This window comes from Culturomica massiliensis (assembly GCF_900091655.1).
In the GTDB taxonomy this organism is placed as follows: Bacteria; Bacteroidota; Bacteroidia; order Bacteroidales; family Marinifilaceae; genus Culturomica; species Culturomica massiliensis.
The window spans coordinates 3,800,452-3,820,812 of sequence record NZ_LT594621.1; the positions used below are offsets into that span (position 1 = coordinate 3,800,452).

At 42.3% G+C, this 20,361-nt stretch carries 17 protein-coding genes; 10 read left to right on the plus strand and 7 right to left on the minus strand.

The genetic code is table 11. The features are described from left to right. Positions 1-90 precede the first annotated feature (90 nt). The 4 genes from BN8908_RS16820 to BN8908_RS16835 form a co-directional block, all read right to left on the minus strand. Complete coding sequence (locus tag BN8908_RS16820) at positions 91-3,072, minus strand: serine hydrolase domain-containing protein (protein ID WP_068691773.1); 2,982 nt, start codon at positions 3,070-3,072, stop codon at positions 91-93. Positions 3,073-3,280: 208 nt separating this feature from the next. After that, positions 3,281-4,372, minus strand: coding sequence for a TlpA disulfide reductase family protein (locus tag BN8908_RS16825; protein WP_021986858.1), 1,092 nt, complete (start codon positions 4,370-4,372; stop codon positions 3,281-3,283). A gap of 147 nt (positions 4,373-4,519) precedes the next feature. After that, positions 4,520-5,776: a BamG family beta-barrel-assembly machinery protein gene (gene bamG, locus BN8908_RS16830; RefSeq protein WP_021986857.1), complete on the minus strand. Its 1,257-nt coding sequence runs from the start codon at positions 5,774-5,776 to the stop codon at positions 4,520-4,522. Between the two features lie 13 nt (positions 5,777-5,789). Beyond that, entirely contained in the window at positions 5,790-7,094 is a 1,305-nt protein-coding gene (locus BN8908_RS16835; RefSeq protein WP_068691775.1) for a DUF4270 family protein, read from the minus strand. A gap of 208 nt (positions 7,095-7,302) precedes the next feature. Here BN8908_RS16835 and BN8908_RS16840 point away from each other — a divergent pair, with 208 nt between their 5' ends. Together BN8908_RS16840 and BN8908_RS16845 are read left to right on the plus strand one after the other, a co-directional pair. Next, positions 7,303-8,433, plus strand: coding sequence for a Kelch repeat-containing protein (locus BN8908_RS16840; RefSeq protein WP_021986855.1), 1,131 nt, complete (start codon positions 7,303-7,305; stop codon positions 8,431-8,433). A gap of 97 nt (positions 8,434-8,530) precedes the next feature. After that, positions 8,531-10,498, plus strand: coding sequence for a tetratricopeptide repeat protein (locus BN8908_RS16845; protein WP_068691777.1), 1,968 nt, complete (start codon positions 8,531-8,533; stop codon positions 10,496-10,498). Between the two features lie 70 nt (positions 10,499-10,568). Here BN8908_RS16845 and BN8908_RS16850 read toward each other — a convergent pair whose 3' ends face one another. Both BN8908_RS16850 and BN8908_RS16855 read right to left on the minus strand, forming a co-directional pair. Then, the gene (locus BN8908_RS16850; RefSeq protein WP_021986853.1) at positions 10,569-10,979 is read right to left on the minus strand and encodes a hypothetical protein; all 411 of its coding nucleotides are present in this window, start codon (positions 10,977-10,979) and stop codon (positions 10,569-10,571) included. A 232-nt stretch (positions 10,980-11,211) separates the two neighbouring features. Further along, complete coding sequence (locus tag BN8908_RS16855; protein WP_021986852.1) at positions 11,212-12,570, minus strand: UDP-N-acetylmuramate--L-alanine ligase; 1,359 nt, start codon at positions 12,568-12,570, stop codon at positions 11,212-11,214. A 161-nt stretch (positions 12,571-12,731) separates the two neighbouring features. Here BN8908_RS16855 and BN8908_RS16860 point away from each other — a divergent pair, with 161 nt between their 5' ends. The 3 genes from BN8908_RS16860 to BN8908_RS16870 are packed head-to-tail and all read left to right on the plus strand — an operon-like array spanning position 12,732 to position 14,403. After that, the gene (locus tag BN8908_RS16860; RefSeq protein WP_068691779.1) at positions 12,732-13,541 is read left to right on the plus strand and encodes a metallophosphoesterase family protein; all 810 of its coding nucleotides are present in this window, start codon (positions 12,732-12,734) and stop codon (positions 13,539-13,541) included. Beyond that, positions 13,522-14,157 carry an SPFH domain-containing protein gene (locus tag BN8908_RS16865; RefSeq protein WP_021986850.1) on the plus strand — a complete coding sequence of 212 codons (636 nt, stop codon included), beginning with the start codon at positions 13,522-13,524 and terminating at the stop codon, positions 14,155-14,157. The genes BN8908_RS16860 and BN8908_RS16865 overlap by 20 nt, the downstream gene beginning before the upstream one ends. A gap of 54 nt (positions 14,158-14,211) precedes the next feature. Beyond that, on the plus strand, positions 14,212-14,403 hold the full coding sequence (locus BN8908_RS16870) for a hypothetical protein (RefSeq protein ID WP_021986849.1): 192 nt from the start codon (positions 14,212-14,214) through the stop codon (positions 14,401-14,403). A 39-nt stretch (positions 14,404-14,442) separates the two neighbouring features. Here the strand turns inward: BN8908_RS16870 and BN8908_RS16875 are convergent, their stop codons facing one another. Further along, complete coding sequence (locus tag BN8908_RS16875) at positions 14,443-15,630, minus strand: 6-phosphofructokinase (protein ID WP_021986848.1); 1,188 nt, start codon at positions 15,628-15,630, stop codon at positions 14,443-14,445. A 255-nt stretch (positions 15,631-15,885) separates the two neighbouring features. Here BN8908_RS16875 and BN8908_RS16880 point away from each other — a divergent pair, with 255 nt between their 5' ends. From BN8908_RS16880 to BN8908_RS16900, 5 genes are all read left to right on the plus strand, one after another. Continuing rightward, the gene (locus tag BN8908_RS16880) at positions 15,886-17,019 is read left to right on the plus strand and encodes a glycosyltransferase (RefSeq protein WP_068691783.1); all 1,134 of its coding nucleotides are present in this window, start codon (positions 15,886-15,888) and stop codon (positions 17,017-17,019) included. After that, positions 17,010-17,630, plus strand: a complete 621-nt coding sequence (locus BN8908_RS16885; RefSeq protein WP_021986845.1) for an RNA polymerase sigma factor — start codon at positions 17,010-17,012, stop codon at positions 17,628-17,630. The genes BN8908_RS16880 and BN8908_RS16885 overlap by 10 nt, the downstream gene beginning before the upstream one ends. Continuing rightward, positions 17,617-18,288 (plus strand): peptidase associated/transthyretin-like domain-containing protein, encoded by a 672-nt coding sequence (locus BN8908_RS16890; RefSeq protein WP_021986844.1) that lies wholly within the window; start codon positions 17,617-17,619, stop codon positions 18,286-18,288. Before BN8908_RS16885 ends, BN8908_RS16890 begins: the two co-directional genes overlap by 14 nt. Before the next feature lie 148 nt (positions 18,289-18,436). Further along, a complete protein-coding gene (locus tag BN8908_RS16895; protein WP_021986843.1) occupies positions 18,437-19,045 on the plus strand; it encodes an OmpH/Skp family outer membrane protein in 609 nt (202 codons plus the stop codon). A gap of 26 nt (positions 19,046-19,071) precedes the next feature. Continuing rightward, entirely contained in the window at positions 19,072-20,313 is a 1,242-nt protein-coding gene (locus BN8908_RS16900; RefSeq protein WP_068691785.1) for a glycosyltransferase family A protein, read from the plus strand. Positions 20,314-20,361: the final 48 nt, after the last annotated feature.

A 20,361-nucleotide genomic window follows, 5' to 3' on the forward strand; every position in this document is an offset into this window, starting at 1 on the left:
CTGATTTTACTAGTAATAATTAGGGAAAAGTTTCTATAATTATTTCCTTCTCATTCAGTCAGATATTACGGAAATCAGGGAGCTGAAAATTTAATTTTGCAAAGCCTGGTATATAAATTCCTGAATTTTTGTCCGGATATCTTCTTCCGAAAGTTTGGTGTTGAATTCACTCGGATAAGTCCTGTTGGACAGGAATATGTATATCAGGTGGTTGTCCGGATCGGCCCAGGCCATAGTGCCTGTAAAACCGGTGTGCCCGAAACTATCGGGAGGAATGATTTTGCATGTCGGTCCGATTTTTGTCGTATCGGTTTCCGGTTTGTCAAAACCAAGCCCCCGGCGGTTTGGGGAAAGCGTATCGGCCCGATGGGTAAATGTCGAAATTGTACTTTCCGTAAAAAATTGCTCTCCGCCGTAGTATCCTTTATTCAAATACATTTCCATGATTTTGGCCAGATCGTTGGCCGTCGAAAACAGTCCTGCATGTCCGGCAACACCGCCCAGGATGGCTGCTGTCGGATCGTGTACGTAGCCTCTGACTTCTCTTTTACGATAAAGGTTATCTATACATGAAGGAATAATGTATTTCGTATTGAGGTGTTTGGCGGCATTGAAATCGGTGTTGTAAGTCCCTAACTTTTTGAAAAATGTATTCCGGCAATATTGATCCAGGGGTTGCCGGGTAATGGTTTCGATGGCTTGTTGCAGAAAAATAAAACTGAGGTCACTGTATACGTACTCTTTTTTAGGAAGCAGTTCGGAGTTTAACAGGGCATGCATAATGCTGTCCCGGTAACCGTCAAAAATGTATAATCCGGGAGTAAAGGCTTTGTAGCCCGGAAGGGCTTCTCGTGAGAAGGTACTGTCTTTAAACCGGTAATTCGGATTGGCGTACAACCGGTCTTTGAGTTTCAGGGTGTTATATTTTGTCGGGACGGGAGTGAAAAGCGAACCGTGAAGGGCTTCTTTATCGACAGCCTCGGTAAAAGCCGGGACGTAGGATTTCAGACCGGCCATGTGCATGAGAACTTCTTTTACCGTGATGTCTTTTTTATTGGTGTTGCGCAAGGCCGGGTAATAGTCGGCAAGAGGAGCCTCCAATTTGATTTTTCCTTCTTCATAAAGCTTCATAACACAGGGAAGAGTCGCTGCGATTTTCGTTATGGAAGCGATGTCGTATATGTTTTCCGTGTGGTTGGGAACCGTATTTTTGTAGGTGTTGTAACCAAAAGCTTTATCGTAAACGACATAACCGTCTTTGGCTACCAATACCTGGCATCCGGGGGTGGCTTTTGTCTGAATGGCTACATTACACATGGAGTCGATACGTGACAGCCGCTCCGATGTCATACGGCACATTTCAGGCAGCGCATACCCCAGGCGGGTTTTGGGGGTTGATAGCCCGTCTCCGGCTGAGTAAGCCGGAGAAATGCTTACCGGAAGTTTACCGTCAACCGGGATGCCGCCGAAGATTGCTTGTGCAGCATATTGCCGGGCGTACAAGTGATCTTCAAAGTTGATCAGAATGGCATCTAACGGTAAATCGATATAGTTTTTAAGTCCGTAAGGCGTTCCCGGGTGGCAAAGGATGACCTTTTTTCCTTTCAGAGCGCGGATCAGGTCTGTAAGTCCGGGAGTATAGCCAAAATGGCGGGAACTGCGATTGGAAGCTTTGCTGTTGTATATGATGATGCAGTTGTAGCCGCTTAGTTGCCGGATGAAATTATTCAATTCCGTGGCGTTCATTTTGTCCGGAGCTGTCAGGTTGTATATTTCTGCATACCGGTTTAAGGTGGTCTGGAAATGATTGATATTGGCGGCCCCGAAATTTACGGCTGCAATCCGTAAGGTGTCTAGGCGCTGAAGCGGTAGTATGTTTTGTTCGTTTTTTATTAATGTAACAGCACTTTTATACAATTCCTGCTTGAGAGCAAAATCTTCAGGGGTGTTCAAACGGGACCACAATTTTTCTGTCTTGATCGGGTGAAATTGCGGCAGGACATATGTGTATTTGGCGATCAGGATTTTTTTGCATTTTTCGTCGATCATGCTTTCGGTCAGCACACTGTCAGTGATGGCTTTTTTGATTTTGGCAATCGCCTGACCGATGTCTTCGGGAAAGAGCAGAATATCGTTACCTGCCAGTAAAGCTGCAACCTCTGCTTCTCCTCGTTCCCGTCCCCGGGTTACGCCTTTCATGTTCATGGCATCGGTGAAGCACAGGCCGTTGAATTTCAGGCTGTCTTTTAAATACCGGTCGATGACGGCTGCGGATAAGGAAGCCGGCATGCCGGATGAATCGAGAGCTTTGACATTCAGATGGGCTACCATGATTGCCGACAGGCCTGCCTCAATTAATTTTTTAAACGGATAGAGTTCCAGCGAATCCAGGCGTGTGCGGTCCTGGCTAATGAGCGGTAAGGCATAATGCGAATCGGTATCGGTATCTCCATGCCCCGGGAAATGTTTGGCTACCGGGAGAACATTTTCAGAGAGAGAGCCCCGGATATACATTTCGGTTTTATGCCATACGTTATTCCGGTTTTCTCCGAAAGACCGCATACCGATAACCGGATTTTGAGCGTTGTTATTGATATCTGCAACGGGAGCGAAATTGATGTGTACTCCCAATTCCTTACAATGCCGGGCAATTGTGGCTCCAAGCCTGAATATCAGGGAATCGTTGCGGATGGCTCCGGCTATTCCCATCAAAGGAAATTCCATCCCGGTTCTTAAGCGCCAACCTACCCCATGTTCGGCATCAAGACCGATCAGTAAAGGATATTTGGCTGCTTTCTGATAACGGTTGGTTAATTGGGCCTGACGTACCGGTTCCCCCTGGAAAAAAATCAATCCTCCGATGTTGTATTCCCGGATGATTTTTTCAAGCCGGTCTTCATATTCCTGATCCCTATTGCTGTAAGCGGCAATCATAAACAACTGGCCGATCTTTTCATTCAGTGTCATGGATTGCAAGGTTTCGTCTGTCCAATGATTCGCTTTTTCCGGATGGCTGGCAGAAAGCTGAAGGCCATAACACAACAATAAGAATAGCAACGATATCCTGTACATTTTCCCCTTTTCCCGTTTTGTTTTTACGTATACAAAAATAGTAAAGAATCGTCTTATTTCCGATGAAAAAGAAAAGTTTGTTGAGAAGAGGTTCGTGAAATACGTTGATACCGGCGTTTGGTATACTGGAAGAGAATCCAAATAAAATCCCCCTGAAATTTCAATTTCAGGGGGATTGGTATGGCATTTAATTGAAGAGTAAGGCTGTTTATTTCAGCATTTCAGCAATTTTATCTTTCAATTCCTGACCGTGCAGGTTACGGGCAACGATTTGGTTGTTTTCATCCAGAACGAGCAGATGAGGAATACTGTTTACGCCGTACAATTGAGCGGCTGCATTTTCCCAGCCTTTCAGGTCTGAAACGTGGTTCCAGGTCAGACCGTCGTCTTCGATGGCTTTCACCCATGCTTCCTGATTGTTGTCTAGAGAAACGCCGAGAATTTCAAGTCCTTTCGGGTGGTATTCTTTGTAGATTTCCACTACTTCAGGATTTGCCTGACGGCAAGGATTACACCAGGATGCCCAGAAATCGATAATTTTCACTTTACCTTTGATATCAGCCAAAGAAAGCGGATTGCCTTCCGGTGTATTCAGGGTGAAATTCGGAGCTGTTTGACCGATAGCTACAGCTTCCAATTTGGCGATTCTTTCGGCAATTTTTTTCCCGTACAGGCTGTTTTTGGCATTTTCACCCAAATTTCCGTACATTTCTTTCAATTGGTCGAATTCCATGCCACCCATTTTGGAAGCAATGATAAAGGCGGATACAAAACTGTCGGCATTGTTTTTGATCAGATCAGCTTCCTGTGCTTCGGCCTCTTTTTCATAAGCTTCAAATTGATTCCGGATTTCGTTGGCTTTTTCCTGATCCTGATTTTGCATAGCAACCGTATATTCTTTATACAGCTCAGATTGTTTTTTCATCAGGTCATTTGAAATAACCAGATAATCATTGATGACTTTCTGATTTGCCGTTCCTTCAACTTTGGACTGGCTGTTGTCTGCCGGATTCAAAGTAGCCGTAAAGGTTGTATTTTCAATGATAAGGGGTGTACGGCCTCTTTTACCATCTACTGTCAAATAAGCGTCAGAAACTTCCTGGACACTTCCTTCCAGTTTGAATTTTCCGTCTTGAATGGGGGCACTGGCTAATGTATCAGCTTGTCTGTTCTGGAATTTTACCAGATGAACTGTTCCTTCTGTTTCTCCTTCCACAGTACCGTTGATGGTATATTTCTGTGTTGATGTACAAGCGCTCAGAGCCAGAACACAGAGAGCAGGGATAAGAATTTTTTTCATAGTTTTCTTTTTTGATTTATACAATAAGTGATGTGTTTCAATGTCTTTTGGACGATATTTGTTTTATTATAAAACTAATGCGGCAAATTTAAGATTTTTTCGTTAAACTTGCCGCACTTCTTTGCAGATAATATTTTAGATATTTTATTAATCGATTTTTCGTTTCATAAACCAACCTTCTTTAAAGGCGATGTTAAGTCGGATTTTTGCAAATTTTTCCTGAATCAATCCGTTTTCCTTGGTTCCTCTTATCCCTAAATCGAAAGCAATACCGAGCAATAATTCCCGGTTCGGAATGTATATCGGCATTTGGGTACCGAAAGTAATGGCATAGGTATTGATAAAGGTATTGTTCAATTTAATTTGAGAGCGGACCATATAAGTTCCTAAAATGTATTTGTTGCGTTGCCACCAGTAGCGTCCGTAACGTGCCGGCATTAAAGACGCGCCCAGAGAGACTTTGTGATAATCGTGGTAATCCTGATTGACTTTGAATTCTTCGTAGGCAGACATTTTCTGGAAGGTATAATCTCCTGCCAGCATCCATTTGTCTTTGTAGTCGTATGCAAAACCGCTGATGATCCGGAACGGATATTTTATGCCGCCCCGTCTCAATACTTCATCTTCCAGTGTTTGCTGGTCGGAAGTGCTCGAATTGATCTTGTAGGATGTGAAGTCTTTTTTGGCAGCCAGATCAGTCCCTAAATTGAACGATGTTCCCAGTGTCAGTTTGGATTTCGGAGATAAGGTAAACAGGTATTGAAGGCCGAGGTTAAAAATAACATCGTGTACGGATATTTTATTCCGGGCATTGATGTAATAGCTGTCGGTGACGGCAGGAATCAACGTGACCCGCTTTTCGATATTACCGAAAACCAACGAGGTATTTAAGCCGACCGACAGGTTTTTAACTTTATAGGCCAATCCTAAATAGAAATCGTTCAAACCGCCGTTGCCCGATATTTGCTGGTTGTAGTATTCGTCGACGCTTCCGTTGATTCTTTCTTTGTAATGCAGGTCATAACCGATGTCCGATCTCTGGTTGAAACCGAAAGAAGCAAATAGGTTCGGATAGAGACGAAGCGCCATATTCAAGGCTGCATTCTGGGCTACCCGGTAGGTGCTGCTTTCTTTGTTTGTGGCTATGCCTACATATTCACCGGTAATTCCGAATTGAATGTAAAAGCGGTTACTGTCGAGTGCCGTATAGGAAGCCGGGTTGAGAAAGTTGATGTTGTTGGCATCGCGCATAGCAGCCGAAACACCTCCCATTGCGGTATAAGGGCCGTAATTATCCTGTAATAGTCCGATACCATACATGGAATAAGGAGTCCCGGTATTGTTCTGAGCGAATGTGCACACCGAAAATCCGGATAATATAAAAAGCAGAATAATTTTTTTCATAGATAATATGGAATTACTCATATTGGGCATAATAAACTTTTAATACCGGTACTTCGTCTACTGTCAACCGGGTGAAACTACTATGCATTTCAGTTAACGGGATGCTGACCAGAACCTCGTTGTTTTGTTCTGCATCCGTACGTTGACAAAGCGAGTTATAGAAATCCGTAATATTGATGATATAGGTTTCGTATCCCGGTTTGTTCGGTTTATAGACAAGGCTACCCGTTACGGCATTCCCGGCAATATTGGTCACCGTGGACAATGCCTTGTTGCTTACGTCCGATTTGTAAAAATATATGGTTTTAGGTAACGGATAATAGGTGGTTACAAATTGTTGCGGATGCAATTCGATTTCCGCTTTGACAATTGTCTGGTATTTATTACCTGCCGGAGCAATCGGTAATTTCATTTTAATCATATATCCGCTCAAACCTTGGGTAACCGTTTGGCCGTCCACGGCATTGGGGCGTTTGGCTGCTGCAAATGGCAGGTTTTCGGATTGTTTCGTCAGTGCGGCATAGGGTGTCCCGGCGGCATTATTGACGATATTCATAAACGTATATTGGTTGTAATTCTTACTTTTATTGAAAGAATAGGTCAGGTCGCCCGTCGAACTGTGAAAGTGGATTTTTATACCGATGCTGTCGGCAGCCGGACTAAGCCCAAAAATACAGGTGTTGGACGGATCGGCCATTAAGGTCAGGCCTTTGAAATAACGAATAAAATCGAGGTCGTTTTGTACGACATAATCGTTTTGCCTTAATTTATCGAATAAATCCCGTCCTACTTCATCGTTCAGGCGGAACTGAAACTTTTTCAACCTTTCCTGGGTCGGCCATGTCGTATATGATCCGAGCGGTTCTGCTTCGTGAGGAACCGTGGCATTATTGTAAATCAGATCGTCGTCCGGGTTTAAAGTCGGTGTTGCCTTTAATTGATAAAGGTGGAATTGTTGCAAGGTGGTTGTATCTCCCCAAATCGTTTTATTGAATACGGCATTGAAGGTGATCGAATCGTAGATATAGGTGTTTTCGACTCTCGAGCCTCCGGAAGGTACGATTTCAAAATAGGGTGTCGTGATGGTTACTCCCGTGATCGGATCGTTTGCCCGTCCGGCCAATAAACCTTTTAAAGTACTGCTGGAATATCCGGTCGAGGTCGGAAAAGAGTCCAGCTTTACAGTCGATGTGGGGATTTTATAAGTTTTGATTTCAACATAACTTTCGTTGTTGATTAAATCTTCCCCGATTGAAGTGACATCGTTATTACACGCCCCGCACAAACAAATTAAGAAAAAGAAAAGTATGTTTCTCATATTTTATCCATTGCAATAATCAGAGGGCGAAGGTAAAATTATTTTCTAAAAATATTACAAGTGAAAGCTATTTTAATTTGTTATTACAGGAATTATAAAGTTTGGAAACGTAATTTAATAGATTTTTTATTGTATTTGTGTATAATTTATGTAGTTTTGCCCGAGTTTTGGTAGAATAAACAAATAAAAATTGAAATACTAGTATTTTATGAAAACGGTAAAGAATTTATTATTTTTAGCTGTTCTGGTATCGTTCTTTGCGGCATGTAGCTCCGATGACGATAAGGTCGGGAACTGGAAAAAAGTAGAAAGTTTCGGAGGAACCGGTCGTGTGGGAGCGGTAACCTTTACAATCGGTGATGTGGCTTATGTCGGATTGGGAATCGATCAATATGCAAATGAATTAAAAGATTTCTGGACTTGTACCCTAACAGGACAAGATTTAATATGGCAACGTGCGGAAACTTTGCCGGATGATTTTAAACCGCGTTACGGTGCTACTGCTTTTTCGGATGGAACAAGTGCTTTTGTCGGATTAGGTTATGCGCAGAATGCAGCAGCCGGCGGTAGCGGTAAATCTGAATATTTCAAAGATTTTTGGAAATATACACCGGGACAAGGCTGGACAAAATTGACGGATTTCCCGGGAACTCCCCGTCAGTATGCATTGGGTTTTTATGTACCGAAAGCCGGTGGCAGAGGAAAAGCTTATGTTGCTTACGGATATTACAGTGACGGAAATGACAAGGTAGGTGCGATGAAGGATTGGTGGGAATATGATCTGGACACCGATACCTGGACGGAAATGAATGAAGTGTTCGGAGATAAGAGAGCCGGAGCCTGTGTGGCAGTTATCGGAGAAACCGCTTATATTTTTACCGGTGCTGACGGAAGTTCTTATCCGAACGATGTCATCAAGTTTACTCCGTATCAGAGTGTGAAGTTTGCTAAACTGGACGTATTGAAAGATACCGATTATCACAATTACGACGGAGATTACGGTAAGATTCCAAGAGGCTATGCAACAGCTTTTGTGGTAGGTAAGGAAGAGGATAAAACCGCCCGTATCTATTTGGCAACCGGAGCGAGAGGAAGTGTGTTAAGCGATTGCTGGGAATTCAATCCTTACCGGGGCGAGACCGGCAGATGGGACGAAGTAACCAGTTTCCCGAGCGGACACTATCGTCAGGCTGCTGTCGCTTTCGTATTGGATAATAGAGGATATGTAGCAACCGGAGGTTCTAATTTCTCCGTAGCTCAGTCCGGTTATACAACGACAGACGTTACGACTTATTTATTCCAGCCCGGAGTAAAAGACGACGATCAGGATGATGATTAATCAGTGATATGAATTTTTGGATAGCCGGGATTTTTCCCGGCTATTTTTATAGCACATTTCTTTTTTCTATATTTACGTCGGATTAATTTTTAAACGAATGAAGCGTATCTTTTTGAAATGGGTGGTATTGGGAGTATTGACGGGTGTCGGGGGACATGTCAACGGGCAATGGAATACTTACAATATGTTGCAGATGGGGAAGAATGCCATTTATTTCGACGATTATGTGAGTGCTATTGATAACTTCAATAATATTATACGGTTGAAGCCTTATCTGTCGGAGCCCTATTTCTTCCGGGGGGTCGCAAAGATGAACCTGGACGATTACGAGGGGGCGATTCAGGACTATAGCCGGGCAATCGATTTGAGTCCGAATTATTTTCATGCTTATATGTACCGGGGAATCGCTTATCATAACCTCCGGAAATATGAGGAGGCCATGAAAGATTATAATTATGCCATATCTCTGGATCCGAGTGATGCTTATGTGTATGCCAACCGGGGCATGACCAAAGCACAGATGGGGGATTATAAAGGGGCGGAAAAGGATTATTCGAAGTCTTTGCTGATTGATAATAAATTGCTGGCCGCTTATTTAAACCGGGCTATCATGCGGGAAAAACTGGATGATGTAGACGGGGCTTTGGCGGATTGTAATGCCGCTATTAAGTTGAATATGTTTTCGGATGATGCCTTCGGATTGCGGGGTTATTTGTGGTACAGACAGAAAGATTATCACAATGCGATTGAAGATTTTAACCGGGCTCTGAAAGCGAATCCGAAGAATAAACGGATACTGATGAGCCGGGCTATGGTGTGGTATGAGATGAAGAAATATCAGGAAGCCCTCGACGATTATTCGGAAGTGGTACGTATCGACAGTAATTACATATACGCTTATTATAACCGGGCGATGTTGCGCGGGGAAGTCGGCGATTACAACAATGCCATTGCCGATTTGGATAAGGTGGTAGAAATGAATCCCGATAATATCTTGATTTATTTTAACCGGGGATTGATAAAAATGGAGATCAAAGACCTGCCCGGTGCTTATAACGATTTTTCCGAGAGTATCCGTTTGTATCCGGATTTTGTGAAGGCTTATATGGCCAGGGCGGCGGTGGGGAATGCCATGAAAGACTATGCTGCGGCAGACCGGGATTATGCGCAGGCATCGGCGATTATGGAACGTTACCGGAAGATGAAGGCCGGTGATCGCAATGCACTGGTGGATACGACTGAGAATTTTCGCCGTCTGATCGATTTCAGTGCCCGGAATGACCGGATGAGGGATGTGATAAACGGCCGTGTACAGGATCGGAATGTGATTGTGGCATTACAGGATATATTTTGTATCCGGCATTTGAGTATAGATTCTTTGCGGAGTGGGAAAGTACAGTATTATAACCAGCATGTTATGGCTTATAACCAACAGCATAATTATACGTCCTCCCTTTCCGTTACCAACCGGAAATGTAATTATCCGGAAGAGATGATCCGGATGAATATAGAACGCTATTCGGATGAAATACAACAGGGAAATGCAGATGCTTATCTGTTGCGGGGCATATTCTATATGAATAATCAGGAATACCCCAAAGCCATAGAAGATTTTAATAAGGTCGTAGATGCTGATCCCAAAGATATTCTGGCTATTTTTAACCGGGGCAATGCACGTATGCTGATGTACGATTATATCGAATCGATCGATGACAATACGAATCGGATTGTCGGGAGCACACCGGAGGTTAAGCGATCGGTCGATTATTCGGAAGTATTGGAAGATTACCGGAAATGTCTGGAGATCGACCCTTCTTTTGTATTCGCTCTTTTCAATATGGCGAATGTTTATGTAAAGAGTGAGAAGATCGATCAGGCTATGGAAGCATATACCCAGGTGATTGCTATGGATAAGGATTTAGCCGAGGCTTATTTTAACCGGGGATTGCTCTATATTTATGTGGGGCGGAAGGCCGAGGCAAATGCAGATTTGAGTAAGGCCGGCGAGTTGGGAATTACCGATGCCTATAATATTATCAAGCGCTACTGCAGGGAAGAAGAATAAACCGGATGATATAAAAACGGTAGACCGCACGATCAGGTCTACCGTTTTTTTTGCAGATATATTTTCAAGCTTAACTTTTTCTTTTTTCGTATTGGTAAAGTCTTTCTTCCAGTTTGCCGGATTCCCGGTAGAGTTGGCGTAATTCATTCTCTTTCTTTTCCAGCAATTCTTTGAGCATGGAAATTTCTTTGTCTTTATCGACACAATTTTCACAAAAGCCGAATTCATTCCGGTTGATTTGACGGAGTTGCTGTTGATCGATAATCATTGAGCCTACACCTCGTAGCAGCCAATTTGCATTTAGTTCTGGAAACAACTTGATAATTGCAATCAGATGCTTATCCGGAATATGGTCGTGACAATTGATCCAATTGCTGACTTGTTGTCTGTTTTTCAGACCTAGTTTGATTCTTAACTGTTCCTGTGTGAAATTCTTTTCGTAAAGGAATTTGTCAAGTCTTTGATTTAGAGTCATGTCCATATGCGGTGTGTTTTAAGTTTATATACATGTAAATAAATTACCTACAAAAATCAAAACAATAGTTTACTTTCCTTTTGATTCCTGCATAGAATATAGGAAAAATAGGTTAAAACCAATACAGAAAGCGAATTTTTTTTTATGATTACGAAACTTAATTTTTGAAAATAGATAGTTGTGTGTTAAAGTGTCTTTGAAAAGGGCTGCTATCTTCCGTCAGCAGCCCTTTTCGGGTTTATGGATGAAGTAATTTTTCTGCAGTTGTTTTTATGTCGATACCGGAGAAATTTCCGGATGTCATGATCAATAAGACCGTATTTGTATAATCCTGTTCGGAAAGATATTTCAGTAAGGCTGAGTTATCTGTGAACACTTCCAGTTTTTCTCCGGCGAATCCTTTTTTTACATCGCTTGTTGTGATTTCCGGTAATTTTTTGTGACGTACAACTTCCGGATTGAAAAAAACGACAGCCTGATCAGCACTTGCCATACATCCTTTGTACTGGGGTAAGAAATCGGCGTTCAGGCTACTGAAGGTATGGAGTTCCATACAAGCCAGCAGTTTTTTATCCGGATATTGTTGGCGGACGGCTTCGATCGTCGCTTTTAATTTGGACGGAGAATGGGCAAAATCGAGGTAGGCTACAGATCCTGGATTTTCCGTGATTTTTTGGAGGCGTTTGGCAGCCCCTTTATAGGATGCAATTGCTTTTAAGAAGGAGTGATCGTCGATACCCAGTTCTTTGCATGCAAGGTATGCCGCGGAAATGTTCTGGAGGTTGTGGTCTCCGAATATCTGAAGTCCGGTTTCTTCCGGGCCTTCGAGATAGGTTTTTCCATTTTTCGTTTTGTGCGGAAAAGTGTTGTAAGGGATGGTCCGCACTGTCGGCCGGCATCGCGGGAGTATTTTACGTATGTTTTCATCTCCTTCGTAGTAAATCAGTTTTCCGGAGTCAGAGATTTTTTCAACGAAGAGAGCGAATTGTTCGACGTAGTTTTCAAATGTCGGAAATACATTCATGTGATCCCAGGCAATCCCTGTCAATATAGCTATATCCGGATAATAATGATGGAATTTCGGACGCATATCGATGGGGGAGGAAAGGTATTCGTCGCCTTCAAATACAGCTATTTTACTCTCCTTGCTGAGATGAACCATTGTTTCAAATCCTTCGAGTAGAGCGCCTACCATATAGTCGAATTGTATTCCGCAATTCCGGAGTACATGCATAATCATGGAGGTTGTCGTTGTTTTCCCGTGGCTTCCGCCTACAATTACTCTTTTTTTGTCTTTTGTCTGTTCGTATAGATATTCGGGATAGCTGTAAATCTTCAGGCCGAGCTCTTTGGCTTTTTGCAGTTCCGGGTTGTCTTCCCGGGCGTGCATACCCAATATGACGGCATCCAGGTCCGCCGTGATCTTTTCCGGGAACCATCCCCAGGCTTGGGGCAATATACCGGCTGCCGCCAATCTGCTTTTAGAAGGTTCGAATATTTCGTCGTCGGATCCGCTTACGGTATATCCTTTCTGGTGCAGGGCCAGTGCCAGGTTATGCATAGCACTGCCTCCTATGGCTATGAAATGTATTTTCATGAATATAACTTGAAATTTGCAATGTTACCGGAGACTTTCTGTCCGTTTCTTTATACAAAGATGGGGAGAAGTAAGTTAAAAACGAAACGAAAAATAAAATTTATTCCCGCTAAATGGCGGATAGGCATATATTTTGCATAAGTCAGATAAATTTGAATGAGATGTTCCGGAAGTTTTTGTACCTATGCCCGGTATTTTTATTGTGTGCATGTGACCGGGTATTTGAATATCATCCTTACGATTTACGTTTGGAAAGTAAGTATAAGAATATCAATGTAAAAAATATCGCCCGCTTAAAGGAGAAGGATACCGGCAGCGATACGGTCCGGTTTGTCTTTATGGGAGATTCTCAACGTTGGTATGATGAAACGAAGGATTTTGTCAATCATGTAAATAAGCTGGAAAAGATCGATCTGGTGATACACGGTGGAGATATCTCGGATTTCGGGATGAAAAAGGAATATTGCTGGATGCATGATATTTTGAGCAAGCTGAAGGTTCCCTATGTTCTGATTATCGGGAATCACGATAATTTGGGGTCGGGAAGGGAGGTATACAAGGTGATGTATGGAGATCTGAATTTTTCTTTCCGTTATGGCAATGTGAAATTCGTGTGTTTGAATACCAATGCCCTGGAATTCGACTATGCCGTCCCGGTACCCGATTTTAAGTTTTTAGAACGGGAAATCGCCGATGCGCAGGAAGGAGGGTACGATAAAACCATTGTAGCGATGCATGCGCAACCCGGGGATGTTGTTTTTAATAACAATGTTGCTTCTCCTTTTCAGGAGTATATCAAGCGGTTGAAAAATCTGCAGTTTTGTTTACATGCTCATGCTCATTCCGTTATGGTGAACGACTTTTTCGATGACGGGGTATTGTATTACGGTTGCGGTTCTATGAAAGGGCGTAGTTATTTATTGTTCACTGTGACTTCTGATTCTTATCGTTATGAAGTGGTTCATTTTTAAATGTATCGGGTGTGGTTGTTTGGTTTTTATGACGGTTTTTGCTGATGCTCAGACCCGTCATGAAAGGCTGCAGGAAAAATATCAGTCGAATTGGGCTAAATTGGTTCCCAGATACAATAAGGTGCAGTTTGCCGGTGAAATGGGACTATTTTCTTTGGGATGCGGTTGGGATTACGGTAAAAAGAGACAATGGGAGACGGATATATTGTTCGGTTATCTGCCGAAGTTTGAGGGTAAGGAATGGCATATCACGTTTACATTGAAGGAGAATTATATCCCTTGGCGTGTGAATCTGAATGAAAGGAAAAAGTGGGTTCTTGAGCCTTTTACAGCCAGTCTTTACATCAATAAGATTTTCGGCAATGAATTTTGGACGAAAGAGCCTGATAAATATCCCGAAAAGTATTATAATGTAGCGACGAATTTACGTTTTAACATCGCTTTCGGACAGCGTATCCGTTTTAATTGGGATCCCAGAGGCTTGTCCGACCACATTACTTTTTTCTACGAAGTCGGTACCAATGATTTGTATATTATCAGTTATTTTACGAATAAGTATTTGAGTATAACCGATATTTTCAGTTTGTCTCTCGGATTAAAATTTCAATTTTTGTAAACTTCCTTTTGGGATAAGCGTATATAGTTGTTGTATAACTAAAAAAAGGAAGAGATGAGAATGAATATCAAATCAAAATTGGGGTATATCATTATCGCCTGTATCGTTCTGATGCTGGCATCTTGTGGAAATTCCAACAAAAAGAAGGTTGAACAAAAGACTCAACCGCAGGATTCGGCTGTAATTATAGAGGAGGAAAGTATCGTTGTAATTGACAGTATTGCACCGGATACGTTGAAGAAGTAACCAGAAAAAGTCCCCGGATTCCGGGGACTTTTTTGATATTTAAAGAATCATTTGCGGCATGAATTCAAAACTGTTGTATTTGGGACGTAATCTTTCGGTGTTATAAAATTTATCCACATCCACTAATTTTTTCGTGCTGGTGACGATTTCGATCGGTGCATTGTCGTAGCGTCCGTTACGTAAAATTACCAACCGTCCGTGCATGCCTTTCGAGATCAGATCCAGGGCAAGGTTCCCGTATGCCATCGGAACGATGGAATCCATCGCGTCCGGATTACCGCAGCGTACAAGATAACCTAATTTCTGGTTGATGACATTGATGGTTTCCCCGTTGTTGAATTTCGGAGACAGCTCTTTCAGTTGATTGGCGATGTGATCTCCGATACCTCCCAGCTTTTTGTGACCGAACATATCGGCTTCCTGGCTTTGGAACATCATGTCGCCACCGCTATAGGTTGCCCCTTCCGAAATCAGTACGACGGAATATTTACTGGGGTTCGTGTAACGATCCTGGCATAAAAGTTCACATAGGTGGTCGATATTGAACTGGTATTCCGGAATGACACAGCGGTTAGCGGCTCCGGCCAGGGTGGGGAGCATGGCTGAAAAGCCCGCGTAGCGTCCGAAAACCTCCAATACCAACAGGCGTTCATGAGAACCGGCACAGGTACGCAAGCTGTGGGTCAATTCGATTGTACGGGTGATACAGGTGCTGAAACCGATGCAATAGTCCGTACCCGGAACGTCATTGTCCATGGTTTTGGGGATTGCAATCACTTTTACTCCTTCTTTGCTTAATCTCACCCCATAACTCAAGGTGTCGTCACCTCCGATGGGAACGAGGTAGTCGATGCCCATAAAATCGAGGTTCTGGAGGACTTCCGGAGTCAGGTCGTTTACTTTTTCCGAATATTTATCTTTTAAATGTGCCGGAACGGATTCCTGGGGAACATGCGATGCCCTTGTGCGGGAAGTATGTAGAAAAGTTCCGCCGGTGCGGCCTGCTCTGTTGACGATATCTTCCGTTAACTCAAAAAAGTTATTTGAATTATCCACTTTCTTGTCCCGGACAATATCTATTAACCCCCGCCAGCCCCGGCGAATACCAATCACTTTATATCCTTCTCTTAAAGCTCTGATCGTGACGGCACGGATAGCCGGATTTAATCCTGGTACATCTCCACCTCCGGTTAATATACCGATAATTCCTTTAGGTTTTTGGCTCATATGCGTTAAAATTTATATGTTAGTAAAAACACCTAAATTTGATAAAATATATTCTGAATTGCAAAAAAAATCTTTGAGAAGTGAGTATATTTGTCTGATTTTTTAAAATCGGGTAAAATGTAAACCAAATGGATTGTAATTGAATTGTAAAATTGAATCGCATATATCCGGATTTTCATTTATGGATCATCCTAAAACAAGGTTTTAACGGGAATGAGATGCATTTATTAGCGGTTTAATATTATGGAATGAATCATGAGTAGTTATTTTACGGAATTGTGGAGTCTTTTGGGGGGAAATGTATATATCCTTATTTTATGCGGAATCTTCTTTCTATACCATTTGATTGTCGTTATTTATAAAAGTGTATTGATCACTTCCCGGGAGAAGGGAAGTACGGCAAAAGAAGGGGAAGGAATATCGGTCATTATTACTTCTAATAACCGGGCTGAGGAATTGAAAGAGAATCTTTGTTTTTTTCTGGAACAGGATTATCCCGATTTTGAAGTGATTGTCGTCGATGAATGTTCAGAAGACAATACACAGGAGGTCTTGGCAGAGATGCAGCAAAAATATCCCCATCTCCGAACGACCCGGATCTTTCCGGAGACGAAGTTTCGAAGTACGAAAAAGATTGCTATTAATATAGGTATTCTGGCTGCCCGGCATGATATCCTGCTTTTTTCTGAAATTGATTGCCGGCCGGCTTCCAATGAATGGATTAAAAACATGCAGTCCTACTTTACGCCGGATACCGTCGTTGTATTAGGATATGCCAATTATCCGGATCAAAGGAAAGGGATGGGCATTCGTCGTGGAATTCGCTTTATGCGCTTCCTGAAGATGTTTTTGTTGATTAAGGCAAAATGTTACGTATCGGGAGACGGCAGAAATATGGGATACCGGAAAAAGTTCTATATTTCCAAAAGAGGATTCTCGAGGAATTCACAGAGCTATATCGGATACGATAATGAGATGGTGAATGTTTTGTCCGGCTTGGGAAAGGTGAAAGTGGCCAAAAAGGAAAATACATTTATAATTATAAATGATGATAAAAAGAAAACCTGGAAGGAGGATTCTTCGTATTATTATATTAATAAAAGAAGATGGCCTGTAAAGGCTTGGTTAAGAGCTGAAATAGATACAATTATTCGTACTTTATTATATATTTTTCTGTTTTTTTTACTTTTTAAACAAATATTTAGAGAATATATAATTGCGTGTATATTGTTAACATTTTTAATAGATTTTATAACGATAAATATCTATTTGAAGCATCTGAAACAAAAGAAATTATTCTTAATTTCGTTATTTGTCAGTTCTGTAGGTTTTTTATACAGATGGTATTATAATATATACTCAATTTTTACAAGCAAGAAATGGAGATAACCAATAATTTATCGGAAAAGGCGCTTTACGATTATAAAATAGTTAAAAATGCGATTGCCGGTGATGAGAAAGCTTACGCAGAACTTTTCAAAAGATATAAGGATTCCGTGTACTTTATGATTTTGAAAATGGTAAATAACCGTACGGATGCCGAAGATCTGATGTTTGAAGCTTTTGAGAAAGCATTTTCCAGCTTAAATTACTATTCGCCTCAGTTTGCTTTTAGTACTTGGCTGTTTAAAATCGCTTCCAATAATACGATTGATTTTATTCGTAAACGAAAGACGTTGACTGTGTCCTTGGACAAGGATGACATAAATCCGGAGGACCGTGGTTATATCAATAGTATTCCGGCGGATATCCGTACCCCGGATGAAGAGGCTATTCGCTCGCAGCGTGCGGATTTTATGCGGGAGAAGGTGTCGATGCTGAAAGGACGTTACCGTCGTTTGATCGAATTACGTTATTTCGATGAATTCTCTTATGAGGAAATTGCTGATGAACTGGCTATTCCGCTGGGGACAGTAAAAGCTCAATTGTTTCGAGCCAGGGAGTTGTTGTTGAATATTTTACAACATACGGAAATTGCTAAAGAGAATGAAAAAAATTAGTTCCCTTTTGTTTTTTGTATTTATTCTGAATGCTTCGTATGCACAAATGCAACCGCAGGCGGAAGAAGTCCGTTTTTCCGGAATTGTCTTTGACAGTGGAACGACCCGTCCGTTGGCAAATGTCAATTGCAGGCGGGGAGGAATGCTGACGACGACGGATCTGACGGGACGTTTTGCTATGAATACTGCGGCCGGAGATACGATTTACTTTACACATATCGGTTATAGGCCGTACGAGGTCGTTGTGCCGGATTCTTTACCGGGGGATGAGTATATATTGGCCGTTTTCGTGACCTCCGATACCGTTCATTTACCGGAAGTGGTTGTAAGGAGAAGATACGGGGAACAAACCCGGCAATACCGGATGAATGCAAAGAATAATATGGCCGGTTTGGAGCGGGATGCTTTTTCGCCTCAATTGGAATGGACTCCTGAACAGAATCAGAAAAGGGTGTTGGATGATTTTGCTGCCAGTACCAATAAAGGACATGTCGATGTCAAATTGGGTGTCGGGTTGGAAAGTTTAAGGGTGTATCAACAGTTGCGTCGTGCCCGTAAGTTTCAGAACGAGCCGGAACCTTTGAGACAGGAAGAAGTGGATTTGTTAAAAATGATTTTTTCTGTGGACCGTAAGGAAAAAAGCAGGCCTGAAAATTGATGCTTTTGAAAAGCTTAAAGCCTGTTAAATAAAATTTTTTATACAGAAAAAAGAGAAAAACATAGAGATTAAGAGAAGATAAGTTTATCTTTGTTGCGTTAAATCTGTAAATGAACAGTGCGTATAGTATTAACAAAGTCATAATGTCATGAAGAATTATTCTATTGTATTGAATGTTGTATTATTAATTGCTGTAGCTGTACTTTATGTGTTGCATTTCACCGGGGATAAAAAGGTTGGTGAATGTCAGGTTAGCACTGAAGCCGGTACGGGTGCAGGAACTAAAATAGTATATATAAATACCGATACATTATTGAGTAATTATTTGCTTTCCGTCGAGTTGAATGAGGCTTTTCTGAAAAAGCAGGAAGAGAGAAGAACGGAGTTGAATATGAAGGCAAAGCAATTGGATAAAGAAGCGAATGATTTTCAGCGTAAACTGGAAAATGGCGGTTTTATATCCCGGGAAAGAGCTGAAGCGGCCCGTCAGGAATTGCTGGATAAAAACCAGAGATTACAGATGCTCCAGCAGGAAATGACTGAAAAGTCAATGAAGGAGCAAAGTGAATTGAACAAGCGTTTGTTTGAAGCGATTACAGCCTGCCTGACCGATTACAATAAAGAGAGAGGCTATAATGTCGTTTTGAGTACGGTTATAGCCGGAAATGTCCTTTATGCACAGGATGGATTTGATATCACAAAGGATGTCGTTAAGCGATTGAACGAACAGTATAATAATCAAAAGAAGGCTGAGTAATCAGCCTTTTTTTATAGCGGTTGTGCATGAAAGTTTTTGATCGCTATTTTTCAAAAAATCCTCCCGTTATCGTTCCGGACTTCCCGGATACGCTTTCTCTTATCGTTACCATTCCGGTTTATGATGACCCGGATATTTTTTTTACGATCGATTCTCTGGCAGCCTGTTCTTTGACCTCCGGGCCGGTAGGTGTGATCGTTCTGGTAAATTACGCCGAAGATTGCGGAGCGGATGTTAAAAAGAGGAACGAAGCCCTGTATGTGAAGTTGCTGGAATATGTGTCCGCTCAACCGGATACCGGGATGCAATTCCGGATCTGCCGGGCGTTCGATTTGCCGGCGAAGCAATCCGGTGTCGGTGTTGCCCGAAAAATAGCGATGGATGCGGCTGCCCGTTATTTTTATGACCGGGGGCTGCCTGATGGGGTCATTGCTTCGTTGGATGCCGATACGTTGGTTGAGAAAAATTATTGTACGGCAGTATCAGAAGCTTTCCGGAATAATAACCGTGCCGGCGTTGCCCTTGCCTATAAACACATCTGGCCGGAAAATATAAAGCAGGAGCAATTGGCGGCTATGTGCAGGTATGAGCTGTATTTGCGTTATTACCGGATGTGCCTGGAATATATCGGACATCCGTATGCATATACCTGTCTGGGATCGGCTTTTGCCGTCCGTGCTTTGGATTATGCGGCTGAAGGCGGAATGAGCAAACGACAGGCCGGAGAAGACTTTTATTTTATTCAGAAATTGATAGCGACAGGGCGTTTTGCCCGTTTGCCGGCAACCTGTGTGTTTCCGGCTGCCCGTTTGTCGGAACGTACTCCGTTTGGAACGGGGCAAGCTGTCCGCCAGATTATGGAAACCGGGGGGCATTTTAATACTTATCATTTGGAGGCTTTTCAGGTGTTGAAGGTTTTTTTCGATTCGGTGGCTTCGATGTATTGCATGACGGAGGCGGAATTAACGCTTTGGATTGGAAAGCAGCCGGAAAGTTTAAGAGCGTTTTTGTCGGAACATGATTTTGAGAACCGGATTGCTGAAGTAAAGGCGAACAGTGCGTCTGACAAGCAATTCCGGAAGCGTTTTTTCGATAACTTCAATGCTTTCCGGGTATTGAAATATTTGAATTACGTTCATCCGGTTTACTGGGAGAAGCAGGAAATTACAGTGGCCGCATCCTGTTTGCTGAAAGAACTTTATCCGGAAGAGAACCGGCCTGCGGATATTTTTTCTTTATTGGATGCCTTTCGGGAGAAAGATGTTTGAAATTTGTCCGGACGGTACTATATTTGCAATATCCCATTGAAATGAATA